Origin of the sequence: Mesorhizobium sp. C372A (assembly GCF_030323245.1) — a bacterium.
GTDB lineage: Bacteria > Pseudomonadota > Alphaproteobacteria > Rhizobiales > Rhizobiaceae > Mesorhizobium.
In genome coordinates, this window is record NZ_CP100475.1 from 1,628,270 (window position 1) to 1,640,677 (window position 12,408).

11 protein-coding genes are annotated in these 12,408 nt (G+C 63.3%); 4 read left to right on the plus strand and 7 right to left on the minus strand.

Going from position 1 to position 12,408, the window contains the following annotated elements:
- The first annotated feature begins 72 nt into the window (after positions 1 to 72).
- Positions 73 to 279, plus strand: a complete 207-nt coding sequence (locus tag NLY42_RS07610) for a hypothetical protein (protein ID WP_023681214.1) — start codon at positions 73 to 75, stop codon at positions 277 to 279.
- Positions 280 to 449: 170 nt separating this feature from the next.
- Here the strand turns inward: NLY42_RS07610 and NLY42_RS07615 are convergent, their stop codons facing one another.
- A complete protein-coding gene (locus NLY42_RS07615; RefSeq protein ID WP_198022224.1) occupies positions 450 to 710 on the minus strand; it encodes a hypothetical protein in 261 nt (86 codons plus the stop codon).
- 455 nt (positions 711 to 1,165) lie between these two features.
- On the opposite strand from NLY42_RS07615, the gene NLY42_RS07620 reads away from it, so the two are divergent.
- From NLY42_RS07620 to NLY42_RS07630, 3 genes are all read left to right on the plus strand, one after another.
- Positions 1,166 to 4,357, plus strand: a complete 3,192-nt coding sequence (locus NLY42_RS07620) for an amino acid permease (RefSeq protein WP_081731076.1) — start codon at positions 1,166 to 1,168, stop codon at positions 4,355 to 4,357.
- Positions 4,358 to 4,591: 234 nt separating this feature from the next.
- The gene (locus NLY42_RS07625) at positions 4,592 to 6,259 is read left to right on the plus strand and encodes an FAD-dependent oxidoreductase (protein ID WP_023755924.1); all 1,668 of its coding nucleotides are present in this window, start codon (positions 4,592 to 4,594) and stop codon (positions 6,257 to 6,259) included.
- Positions 6,259 to 6,564, plus strand: coding sequence for a UBP-type zinc finger domain-containing protein (locus NLY42_RS07630; RefSeq protein ID WP_023672079.1), 306 nt, complete (start codon positions 6,259 to 6,261; stop codon positions 6,562 to 6,564). Before NLY42_RS07625 ends, NLY42_RS07630 begins: the two co-directional genes overlap by 1 nt.
- 29 nt (positions 6,565 to 6,593) lie before the next feature.
- On the opposite strand, the gene NLY42_RS07635 is transcribed toward NLY42_RS07630, so the two are convergent.
- The 6 genes from NLY42_RS07635 to NLY42_RS07660 all read right to left on the minus strand — a co-directional run bounded on the left by NLY42_RS07635 (position 6,594) and on the right by NLY42_RS07660 (position 12,188).
- A complete protein-coding gene (locus NLY42_RS07635; RefSeq protein ID WP_081725472.1) occupies positions 6,594 to 6,770 on the minus strand; it encodes a hypothetical protein in 177 nt (58 codons plus the stop codon).
- Between the two features lie 146 nt (positions 6,771 to 6,916).
- Positions 6,917 to 8,098 (minus strand): trans-sulfuration enzyme family protein, encoded by a 1,182-nt coding sequence (locus tag NLY42_RS07640; protein ID WP_023702430.1) that lies wholly within the window; start codon positions 8,096 to 8,098, stop codon positions 6,917 to 6,919.
- The gene (locus tag NLY42_RS07645) at positions 8,095 to 9,528 is read right to left on the minus strand and encodes a pyridoxal-phosphate dependent enzyme (protein WP_023755923.1); all 1,434 of its coding nucleotides are present in this window, start codon (positions 9,526 to 9,528) and stop codon (positions 8,095 to 8,097) included. The genes NLY42_RS07640 and NLY42_RS07645 overlap by 4 nt, the downstream gene beginning before the upstream one ends.
- A 227-nt stretch (positions 9,529 to 9,755) precedes the next feature.
- A complete protein-coding gene (locus tag NLY42_RS07650) occupies positions 9,756 to 11,123 on the minus strand; it encodes an FAD/NAD(P)-binding protein (protein WP_023692935.1) in 1,368 nt (455 codons plus the stop codon).
- A gap of 16 nt (positions 11,124 to 11,139) precedes the next feature.
- A complete protein-coding gene (locus NLY42_RS07655; protein ID WP_023755922.1) occupies positions 11,140 to 11,610 on the minus strand; it encodes an RrF2 family transcriptional regulator in 471 nt (156 codons plus the stop codon).
- A gap of 416 nt (positions 11,611 to 12,026) precedes the next feature.
- On the minus strand, positions 12,027 to 12,188 hold the full coding sequence (locus NLY42_RS07660) for a hypothetical protein (protein ID WP_023681206.1): 162 nt from the start codon (positions 12,186 to 12,188) through the stop codon (positions 12,027 to 12,029).
- Positions 12,189 to 12,408 lie beyond the last annotated feature (220 nt).

A 12,408-nucleotide genomic window follows, 5' to 3' on the forward strand; every position in this document is an offset into this window, starting at 1 on the left:
GAATAGCTGCCGCCCGCCGCCGGCCATGGCGGCGGGCAGCGGATTTCACATTGCGCTCCAGGATGATCGAAGATGATCGATGACGTCGAGACATCGCCAGCCCTTGATACCCGCTTGGGTTCTCTCAGGGCGAGAATGCGCGATGCGCGCATAACAGAGGCCGACATGAAGACCTTTCAGAAAGTCGCATCCATCATGGTTGGCGGCAGTGGCCGCATCAGTGGCGATGACCTGATTGCAGCGTCGTTCGTCCTCGAGGACCAGCCGGAAGGCTTGTGAGGCGGAGTACTCACGTGTGCAGGCTCCCGCAACGCTGATCCCAAGTGTTCTGGTGCTGAACACATTCCTGCTACGGGCCGGCGTCGAAGGCGTGCCCGCTGGCGAGGTCGCGTCGCGCTCAAGCATCGTCCAGAACACCATGTCGCCGCATGTGAAGATACCCGGCCGTGCTAGCCGAAGCCGGCGCCGTAGAAAATCAGCGCGGCCGGCAGAACCGGCAGGCCGGTCCAGAGCGTCGCCACGCCTATGGTCACAAATGTCAGCGAGGCCAGTTTGGTCCAGATCCGATGATGGCAGCGAGCGATCGCCATATCGACCGTACGGGCGCCGGCCTGGGAAGGACCCACCAGCGCGCCAAGGCCGACCGCCGCGCCAGCGTGGTCGGCGCGCTGTTTGCCCTGCAACGCGGGGCTATGGGCATGCTCGCACAAGTTAGCTCCAATTTGAGGCACGGCGTGAAGTCTCGGTCCTTGCCCCGCGATGGCGAGGTACGAAGTCAAAAGCGGTCAATGTGATTAGCGATCTACAGTCGATTTCAGCCGCCTTCGGATGATAGCGCCGCAATCACGAGATTTGTCGATAATAATCGATATTAGGCTGTATTCGCGACTATTCGATCGCTCTTCCATAGTGGGCGATAGATAAAATTGGAAATGACATCCCAGATCTGAGGAGGTCAAGGCCTTGGGGCCGGCATCAGCATGATTGAACCGCAGCCACCGCAAGTTAACAGCGATCATCGGGCGGATCTGGTTTGGTACGAAGTCTTAATACGTCTCACCTAAGGTCCAACTTTGACTTCGGGAGCGCGACGTTCGACAGACATATCTCCGCAGGTTACATTCGCCAGTCAGACAGCGCTCCGCACTCGAATGGATGTCTCTGAATGCCGGGCCTCACGCCTTCACGACCGCACCCGAGAACCTTGGGATGGATGGGCACGACAGCGCTCGCCATGGGTGGCAGCAATCAAAGCCTGTTTCTGATTGCCGCCCTTTTTGTCGGCCAGGGGAATATTCCCGGTCAAGGAAGCGCTGCGGTTCCTTTGCTCGTTGTTGGTCTGCTTCTAAGCTGGGCCGCCGCGCCTGCGTGGACCGAATTGGTTCTCATGTGGCCAAACCGCGTCGGCGGTATCTCTGCAGCGTGCGCCGAAGCCTTCCGACCTTACAGTCCCGTTCTCTCGGCTCTGACGGGCACCTGCTATTGGTGGGGTTGGGTGCCGACCTGCGGACTGACAGCGGTTCTTTCAGCGTCTGCAATACAGCAATGGTACCTGCCGGGCCTCCCCGTGGAGGCGGTCGCCTGCGGGCTCATCGCATTCTTTACGGCGGTCAACCTGTGTGGAATCAAGTGGGTGGTCCAACTGGCGATCCCGATCGCCACTGCCTCCGCGACGCTTGCGTTTCTCTCATCCCTCGTCCCGGTCATCAGTGGCTCGGTCGACTGGCGGCAGGCGACGGATTTTGCCCTGACCAGCCCGTTTACCGGCCTGTTCGGCGATATCACGTCGGTGATGGCGGGACTGTACCTGATCGGGTTTGCCGCACCGGCATTTGAGGCTGCAGCCTGCCATGTTGGCGAAACCATCGATCCCAACCGCAACATTCCTCTGGCGATGTGGGCCAGCGCCGCAATGGCCGGCGTCTATTTCCTGGTCCTGCCGGTTGTCTGGCTGGGTGTGCTCGGGCCGGAGCCGCTCGGCACCGACCTCGCCATAGCTCTCGGGCCCACCTTTGCGCCCTTGTTGGGGAGTTTCGGCAAGGCGGCCGCCATCTGGCTCATCATGCTGAACATGTTCCATGGAACGTTGCAGCCATTGGCAGGCGCCGCGCGGACCCTTGCGCAGCTGAGCGAAGACGGCCTGCTGCCGAGCTTCCTGGCCAGGCGCACCTCAACAGATTGTCCCTGGGCGGCAACGCTGCTCACAGCTGCCGCGGCAATCGGCTTCATGCTGTGCGGGTATCCGCTCTGGATGATCGCCGCGGCCAATTTTACGTACCTGATCAGCATCTGCATGCCAAACATCGCAGTCTGGCTATTGCGCCGTGACAGTCCCGAAGCCGAGCGACCCTTCCGGGCTCCCAGGGGAACCATCATCCTTGGCGTAGGCGCGGCTGCAATATGGCTGTTGACCGCCATACTGGGATTTCAGCAATTTGGCCTTCCTACCGTCCTGTTCGGTCTGGCTTTGGCATATTCGGGTGCTGCGCTCTACGCCTGGCGCACGATGGAGGATCGATACGCACTCGGTCTACCCTTGCTGCCACATACGCTTCACCTGAAGCTTACCGGAGCCATGCTTTTTGTGCTCGTGCTTGACGGTGCCGGCTATTTCCTGGCGATCGGCAGCGTTCCCCAAGGCGACACTTCATTGGTCGCCGCGCTGGAGGACATTTTTGTCGTTGTCGCGCTGCTGACCATCAGCGTTGGCCTGATTTTGCCGGGCATGATCACCCACTCGGCGACCGAGGTGAGCAACGCGGCAAAGCGTCTGACATCCGGAACGCTGAAGGACTTCTCGCTCGCCATGGTCGCCTTGGGGCGGGGAGACCTCGCGGCGGCGCACGCCTCCGTGAACATCATGCCGGTTACCGTAAACTCTCGTGACGAACTTGGAGAGATGGCCGAAAGCTTCAATCTGCTCCAGGACAAGGTGAGGGAAGCCGCCCACGGCCTGGACGACGCGCGCGAGAACATGAACGTAGCGCGCACCGAACTGATGGCACGGCACGAGGAAATCGCGCATCTCGCGCACCACGATCCGCTTACCGGCCTGGCGAACCGAGCCGCGCTTGCAGCACACCTGGCCACGACGCTCGAGCGCGCAAAAGCAACGCACGCCAGCTTTGCCGTCTTCAGCATCGACCTTGACCATTTTAAAGAGGCGAACGACGTTTTCGGGCACGCCGCCGGCGACGATCTGCTTTGCACCATTTCCCGGCGTCTCCAAACCGCGGCGCCTGAGGCCTTTATCGCGCGCATGGGCGGCGACGAATTCACGGTTGTCCTGGCCATGGATGACCGGTCCGCGAGTGCCAAGGATGTTGCGGACCGTCTGTTCGAATCGGCGGCAGGCAAATTCGAAATCCGGGGCCAGCACATTTCGATCGGGGTGAGCATCGGGGCGGCGATCTATCCGAAAGACGGAGAGAATGCAGCGGCGCTGATGGCAAATGCCGACGCAGCGCTCTACCGGGCCAAGGCGGACGGTCGTCGGATGGTGCAATTCTTCGATCCTGAGATGGATAAGCGGCTAAGAGAGCGCTACGCCTTGCAGCGAGATTTGCGCTCTGCGGTCGCCCATGGCGAACTTGTGCTTCATTATCAGCCGCAAGCCAGGATGGACGGCGAAATCTTCGGCTTCGAGGCACTCGCCCGATGGCACCATCCAAAGCATGGGCTCATCTCCCCAAACGCGTTTGTCTCGCTTGCCGAACAGGATGGCACGATCGTTGAGATAGGTGAATGGACGCTCAGGCAGGCGTGCAGAGACGCGGCCTCCTGGCCCTCACCGCTGCAGATCGCCGTCAACCTCTCTCCCGTGCAGTTCCGTTTCGGGGATCTGGTAGGCCTCGTTCATTCTATCCTCTACGAGACCGGCCTTGCTCCGGGGCGGCTGGAACTGGAAATCACGGAAGGGGTTCTCATCCGCGACCGGGCAACTGCCTTGTCGGTTTTGCGGAGGTTGAAGGCGTTGGGCGTCAGGGTCTCGATGGATGATTTTGGCACCGGGTATGCCTCGCTGTCCTCGCTGCAGGCGTTTCCATTCGACAAGATCAAGATCGATCGCAGTTTTGTTTCGGGTGTCGGCTCGAATGTCCAATCGGCGGCCATCGTGCGCACGATACTCAGCCTGGGGAATGCGCTGGCCTTGCCTGTCATCGCGGAGGGTGTCGAAACAGAGGACGAGCGTGCCTTCCTGATGAAGGAAGGATGCCCCGAAATCCAAGGATATCTGGTAGGGCGCCCGCATCCGATAGCGCTCTACAAAAATGTGACGAATGGGATTTCGCCAGGATCTGCCTTCGCGGAGCCCAAGGATACCACCGCACCCCAGGCGCTTGGCGTAACGCGATAGCCCGGCGCCGACCGTCGGCGCGCTGCTCTTGCAGCATACTGGTGAGCGAGGACTGCTGGCGGTACTGCTCGGGCTCGCCCTTATAAAGGTCGCACTGGTCGGCGCGCTGTTTGCCTTGCAGCGCGGGGCCATGCGAAGCATCCGAACCAGCTGGCGCGGGAGCCACCTCCCCTTCCGGCCAGTCCCCCAACAAACCACTTCAAACCCGGCGGCCGTGGCGCTACGCTCGCACCTATGGCCCCACCCACCCAGCCGATCACCGTCACCCGCCGCGACCAGATGTTTCCCATCCTGGGCGACGCCGATATCGAGCGCATGCGCCGGTTCGGCGAGGCGAGTTCCTATGCCGCCGGCGAGCACATCGTCACCGCCGGCACCGTGGCGCCGGGGCTGATCGTCATCCTGTCGGGCACGGTCGATATCACCCAGGATGTCAGGCCCGGCCGGCGCGAGACCATCGTCACTCATGGTCCCGGCAATTTCATCGGCGAGCTGGCGCAGCTTTCCAGCCGGCCGTCGCTGGTCAATGCGGAGGCGGCCGAGCCGGTCGAGGCCTTCGTCATCCCCTCGCAGCGGCTGCGCGACCTGATGGTGCAGGAGGCAAGCCTTGGCGAGCGGATCATGCGGGCGCTGATCCTGCGCCGCGTCGGGCTCCTGGAAAGCGGCAGCAGCGGACCGATCGTCGTAGGCCCGGCCGGCAATGGCGACACGCTGCGGCTGCAGGGGTTTCTGCGCCGCAGCGGCCAGCCGCACCGCGCGCTCGATTCCGACAGCGACCCGTGCGCCAAGACGCTGATTGAGCATTTTCATGTCGACCCGCACCATCTGCCGATCGTGCTCTGCCCCAACGGCAAGCTGATGCACAATCCCGGCGAAACCGAACTTGCCCGCTGCATCGGCCTGCTGCGGCCGATCGATCCCGATGTGGTCTATGACGTCGCCATTGTCGGGGCCGGGCCGGCGGGGCTGGCCGCCGCAGTCTATGCGGCATCCGAAGGGCTGTCGACCATCGTGCTCGATTGCCGCGCCTTCGGCGGCCAGGCCGGCGCCTCCGCGCGCATCGAGAACTATCTGGGTTTCCCCACCGGCATTTCCGGCATGGCGCTGATGGCGCGCGCCTATAACCAGGCGCAGAAATTCGGCGTCGAAATAGTCATCCCGGACGAGGCCAAGCTGCTCGGTGCAGCAGGCGAGGGCTACACGCTCACCGTCGGCGACGGTGAAAGCCTGCGCGCGCGCACGGTGGTGATCGCCAGCGGCGCGCGCTACCGCCGCCTCGGCTTCGCCAAGCTGGCCGAGTTCGAGGGCACGTCGGTGCATTACTGGGCCTCGCCGATCGAGGCGCGGCTATGCACAGGGCAAGAAGTGGCGCTGGTCGGCGCCGGCAATTCGGCGGGGCAGGCGGCGGTCTATCTCGCTAGCCAGGTGCGCAAGGTGACGATGCTGGCGCGCCGCGGCGGCCTCAGGGAAACCATGTCGCGCTATCTGGTCGAGCGTATCGAGGCGCAACCCAACATCGAGGTGCTTGGCGAGACCGAGATCGAGGCGCTGGAAGGCGAAGGCGGCAATCTCACCCAGTTGCGCTGGCGCAACCCCGGCGGCGTCGAGACGCGGCCGATCCAGCATCTCTTCCTGTTCATCGGCGCCGACCCCAACACCGATTGGCTGGCTGGGTGCGATATCGCGCTCGACGCCAGGGGTTTCGTGCGCACCGGCGCCGACATAGGGGCGGGCCAGATGGAGACCAGCCGCAGCGGCGTGTTCGCCATCGGCGACGTGCGCGCAGGCTCGGTCAAGCGGGTCGCCGCCGCCGTCGGCGAAGGCGCCCAGGTGGTGGCTGCCTTGCACGCCTATCTCGCGCGACCCGACGCAGCAGCGCCCGAACTGGCCAGGAGAGCATAATGGATGAATGCAAACACACGCGCGACATCAAGACTGTGACGCCGAGCGCGCTCGGTTGCGAGGAGTGCCTGAAGAGCGGCTCGATGTGGGTGCATCTCAGGCTCTGCCGTACCTGCGGCCATGTCGGCTGCTGCGACGACTCGCCCAACCGCCACGCCACCAAGCATTTCCACGCCACAAAGCACCCGATCATCGAAGGCTACGACCCGCCGGAAGGCTGGGCATGGTGCTTTGTCGACGAGGCGTTCATCGACCTGGAAGGCGACGTGACGCCTCAGAACGGCCCGATCCCGAAGTTTTTCTGAGGCGGCCGACTGTCGGCCGACCGCTGCGCCTATTTCACCGAGCCAGTAACCGTGCGGTCTATGGCATTGGGATTGTGGTCGTTGCCGGCAAGTGCGGCAATGATCAGAAGACTGGCGACGACCGGGACGAACAGGATGGCCACGCGGGCCTGCACATAAAAAATGGCGCGCCATTCGCTGCGCTTTTCCGGGTTGTTGTCCATCATACTCACTCTCGCCATGCCTCCCCAGGCGGGACATAGCGGCGAAGGGTTAAGCAAAGGCTGCTGAATGTGTTAACGCGCGGCGGATTGGGATTTAATCTCGACGGTCAGCGCCGCCCCTCATTGTCATCGGTACGCATCTGGTACGCCTACCCCCGCAGCGCCTGGTCCAGGTCGGCGATCAGATCATCGCCATCCTCTATCCCCGACGACAACCGCACCAGCGAATCCGAAATGCCGATTTCCGCGCGCTTTTCCGCCGGGATCGAGCCGTGCGTCATCAGCGCCGGGTGTTCGATCAGGCTTTCGACGCCGCCGAGGCTTTCAGCCAGCGTGAACAATTGCGTCCGTTCGAGGAAGCGTTTGGTGCCGGCGAGGTCGCGGTCGAGGTCGACCGAGATCATGCCGCCGAAGGCATGCATCTGTTGGACGGCGATGGCGTGCTGCGGATGGCTGGCCAGGCCGGGATAGACGACGCGGCGCACATCTTTTCGCGCCTCCAGCCACTGCGCAATCTTCAGGCCGTTCGTGGAATGCCGCTCCATCCTGAGCGCCAGTGTCTTGATGCCGCGCAGCGCGAGAAAACTGTCGAAGGGACCGGAGATGGCGCCGATGGCGTTCTGCAGGAATTTCAGCTGGGCGGCGAGATCCTTGTTGTCGCCGACGATGGCGACGCCGCCGACCATGTCGGAATGGCCGTTGAGATATTTTGTCGTCGAATGGACGACGATGTCGATGCCGAGTTCAAGCGGCCGCTGGATGTAGGGGCTGCAGAACGTGTTGTCGGCGACCGTCAAAACCCCTTTGCGCCTGGCGAGTGCCGCAACGCCTTCGAGGTCGACGATGCGCAGCAGCGGATTGGTGGGCGTTTCGACCCAGAGCAGTTTCGTCTCCGGACGGATAGCGGCTTCGACAGCGGCGAGGTCGGTAAAATCGACGAAGGAGACCTGCAGATTGGCCGAGCGCTTGCGCACCCGCTCCATCAGCCGGAACGAGCCGCCATAGATGTCGTCGGTTGCAACGATATGGGCGCCGCTGTCGAGCAGCTCGAGCACGGTCGAGATCGCCGCCAGGCCGGACGCGAATGCAAAGGCGGCCGAGCCGCTTTCGAGATCGGCCACCGCGCGCTCGAAGGCGAAGCGGGTCGGGTTCTGGCTGCGGGCGTACTCAAACCCCTTGTGCACGCCGGGCGACTGCTGGCCATAGGTCGAGGTCGCGTAGATCGGCACCATCACCGCGCCGGTCAGCGGGTCATGGCTCTGGCCGCCATGGATGGTGCGCGTGGAAAAAGCCAGGCGGTTCTTGCCCGATGGGGGTGTTTCAGCAGTCATCGTGCGCGCCTTAAATGGTTGATCAGGTCGATACGGGTTATCAGGCCGACGAACTCGTCGCCATCGAAGATGATGGCGACCTCGTTGCGGTCGAACACCGGCAGCAGCGCATCCAGCGTCTGGCTGGCCTGCAGCGTGTGCAGATTGGAGGTCATGGCGGTGCGCACCGGAGCGTTGAAGCGGTCCCAGCGGCCTTCATAGGGGCCGTCGACCTTGGCCAATATATCGCCCTCATCGATAATGCCGACCAGCTTGCCGTTGTCCAGCACCGGCAGCTGCGAGACATCGGAGCGGCGCATGCGGCCATAGGCGTTGAGCAGGCTTTCGTCGGGGCCGACATAAACGGTGTCGCCGGTGCGGTGCGAGCGCATGACGAGGTCGCGCAGATCGCCATGCTGTTCCTGTTCGGCCAGCCCCTGCTCGGCCAGCCAGAAATCGTCGAACACCTTGGACAGATATTTGTTGCCGCTGTCGCAGACGAAGGTGACGACGCGTTTTGCTGTCGTCTGCTCGCGGCAATAGCGAAGCGCGGCCGACAGCAGCGTGCCGGAAGACGAGCCGGCGAGAATGCCTTCCTTCGAAAGCAGGTCCCGCACGGCCAGCATGCTCTGCTTGTCTGGGATGGAATAGGCTTTCCTGACCAGCGACAGATCGGCATTGGGCGGCACGAAATCCTCGCCGATGCCTTCGACGGTCCAACTGCCGGCCTCTTCCATCTTGCCGGTCTTGATCAGCGGCGCCAGCACCGATCCGACGGGATCGGCCAGCACCATTTCGGTCTTCGGCGATGTTCTGGCGAAGTAGCGGCCAAGCCCGGTCAGCGTGCCGCCGGAGCCGACGCCGACGACCACGGCGTCGAGGTCGCCGTCGAGCTGGGCAAGGATTTCCGGTCCGGTGGTGGTCTCATGCGCCTCGGGGTTGGCCGGGTTGGCGAACTGGTTGGCGTAGAAGGCGCCGGGCGTTTCCGATGCGATCTTCTCGGCCATGTCCTGGTAATATTCGGCATGGCCCTTGCCGACATCGGAGCGCGTCATGCGCACTTCGGCGCCGAGCGCGCGCAGATGCTGGATCTTTTCGCGCGACATCTTGTCGGGCACGACGAGGATGATGCGGTAGCCCTTGGGGATGCCGACCTGGGCGAGGCCGAGGCCGGTATTCCCGGCGGTCGCCTCGACGATGGTGCCGCCGCGCTTGAGCTTGCCTTCCTTCTCGGCCGCGGCAATCATCGACAGCGCAATGCGGTCCTTGATCGAGCCGCCTGGATTCTGGCTTTCCAGCTTGATGAACAGCCGGCACTTGCCGGTGTCGAATTTGGTCAGTTCGACCACCGGCGTCTGGCCGATGAGGTCGAGCACCGAGGCGTAGGGCGGACGCAGGCGGGATAACGCGCCGTCCGAACTCCCTGGCGCAGCTTTTCCGTGCTCGCTCATGTCGATGTGCTCCCTTGAACAAGCGACCGCCTCGGGGGCAGAGCGGCAGCGTAGCTTCTTTTCCGGCCGTTTGCAGTCGGAAAGAAGGTAGATCGTGCCAATCAACCGGCGAGAGGGGGAATGGAATTCCAGTTTTAGGCCGGCTTTGGACTCAAGCCCAACACCCTCCGTAGCGATCCTTCCCACCCCCCTCTGAGGGGCGTGCTATCCCGCCGACGTCAACAGCTTTACCCTAGCAGCTGCTTGCTCAGCCTAGCGCATTGCACGCGGATGTCGGGGATGGCGTCGATCTCGAAGAAGGTGCCGCGGGTCAGCGGCCCGACGGCGAGGATCTTGGCCGATGCGGTGCCGTCGCCGGCGATGATTTCGCACTTGGCCGTTACATCGAGGCCAAGCCGCAGCGGGTCGGGCCGCGCCAGGCCGCGGTCGACCAGCGAGCGCACGACGCTGTTCGACGTCGTCGAGATGTCGCGGGCGATGCCGGTGCAATCATAGATGCGGGCGACCTGCAGCGTTTCCAGCGCCTTTGTGTGGCGAGACTGGATGCCGACGGTGAATCCATCGCCAGCCTCGATGCCGACGACACGGCCGGCGACCGGGCGGATGCGGCCGGTGCGCACCGCTTCGGTGACGCGGGCATGCACCTCGGGCGCCAGCCGATGGCGATGGATGTCCCACCAGGCCTTGGTGTGCTCGACGAAGCGGCGCTTGGCCGAGGACGGCCAGTTCTGCCAGATTTTCTGATTGAAGGGTCGCAGCCCATCGACGACGTCGCGCCAGTCGATGCCGGCCTTCTGGTTTTCGCGGATCAGGTCGCGGAACCAGCCGACGAAATAGGAGAGCTGCGTGCCGAGCGGAATGTCGGCGACGTCGAGCTTGATCGGGTTGCCCTTGCGGTGCGGCGACGGCAGCAGCCCGCGCCGCGATACGGCGACGATCTCGCCGCGATGGCCGCGCTGCTCGAGCGACAGGAAGGCATCGACCATGCTGAGCCCGGTGCCCAGCACCAGCACGCGGGCTTCAGGATCGAGCGCGGTGTCGGCCTCGGTGCCCATGCGGATGGCGTGGCCCTGGCCGGCGCCGGGCTGCTCGTCATGGCCGGTGGCAAGCACCGCCAGATGCGCGACGACGCTGGTGCCGTTGGCCAGCACCACTTCGACGCCGGACGATGTCGGCGAGATCGACAGGCTTTCCTCGCGAATCAGCCTGAGACGGCCGGTTTCCTTTTCGCGCGCTTCGAGCTCGTCGAGCACTTCCTTGAGGTAGCGGGCATAGACGCTGCGCGGTGCATAGAAGGGTGTCTGCGGCGTCTGTTCCTGGCTTATCAGGCCGCGCCCCTGCAACCAGCGCCAGAAATTCAGGGGATCGTCGGCATAGGCGCTCATCCCCGCAGCGCTGACATTCAGCACGTGCGCCGACAAAAGCGTCGAATAGGCGATGCCCTGGCCGAAATGCGGACGCTTTTCGATCAGCGTGACGCGAAGGTCCGGGTTGGGCGACTTCAGCAGATGAGCGGCCAACACGACGCCGCTGGCGCCGCCGCCGACGATGATGATCGAGCTGGGGATGATCGAATTGGCGCGCGCGACGCTCATGCGAGCACGCTCAGGATCAGGCGGGGACCTTTTGCGCCGGCGCAAGCTCGTCCCCTGCGGCCGGAAGGTCGTCGAGGACGATGTCGCGCATCTCGGCCAGCGTGCGCTGGTCGAGCACCTCGGCGATCGCCTGCCGGACCTCGAGCATCAGATGTCGGACTTGGCATGTCGCCTCATTGCAGTCTTCACAGCGCTGATACTGGGTGCGGCTGGCGCAGGGGATGGGCGCCAGCGGTCCGTCGAGCACGCGCACGACATGGCCGACCTTGATCTCGTCGGCCGGGCGCGCCAAGCGATAGCCGCCATCCTTGCCCTTGCGGCTCTGGACGAAACCGGCATTGCGCAATTCGCCCAGAATGGCGTCGAGGAATTTCTTCGGAATGTTGTTGCCGCTGGCGATGTCGCCGACAAAGGCGAGCTGTCCCACCGGCAGTTGCGCCAGATGGACCAGCGCCTTGAGGCCGTACTTGCCTTTTTTGGTGAGCATAGACCGAATGTTTCTCTGTCAGGCGATGGCCCAAAACCATCGGTTTCGAAACGCCTGACGTGCCTCCCCGCCGCGTGCAAGCTGCTTCGACACATAAAATCTACTGACATGATATACAAGCCGAGAAACCTTGATTTTGCTTCGTTTTCACGCCGCAGGGGCCACTTTGGCAAGGCTTTGTGCCGTTAAGGTCACAGCCAGCCGCGAGCGATTGCGGCGATGAGCGGCGGCTCCTGCTCCCAATGTCGATAAGATTACTATACTTACCCTCGAACACGCGGAACGTGTTTTCAAATCAACCGTCTTTTACAGCATGGATTTGCGCCATTTGGGGCTTTGCCGCGAATTTTGGGTCGCAGCCCGCGGATCGGCGAAACATGACTCCCGACAACTCGGGCGCCGCCCTGCGCCCGATATCAGGACGCCGCCTTGCCGCTCTGAGGCCGGGCGGCCTTGGCGGCCACTGGCACGCCGCTTGACCGCAGCATCCAGCGGTGGCCGTCGCTGCGGAAGTCGGTGAGGCTCAACGGCTCGACATCGATCCTGCGGCAGGCCGCAAGCGGCGCGCCGAGCACCAAATCAGGCCTCTTCCGTAGGAGGGTTGGCAGGACCACCAACTCTTCAGCACCTTGGGGGCGCCGTTTGCGTTTGCGCACGGTTCGGCACGGGCCGGTCACCGCGCCCGCATCAGCCGGTGGTTTTTTTCTAACAAGTGCTTCTTGCTTGGAAGGATTTAACTCTACAAGAATGATAGAATTAGCTGACTATGAACAGGCATCCGGTTTTTCTCATTTTTCA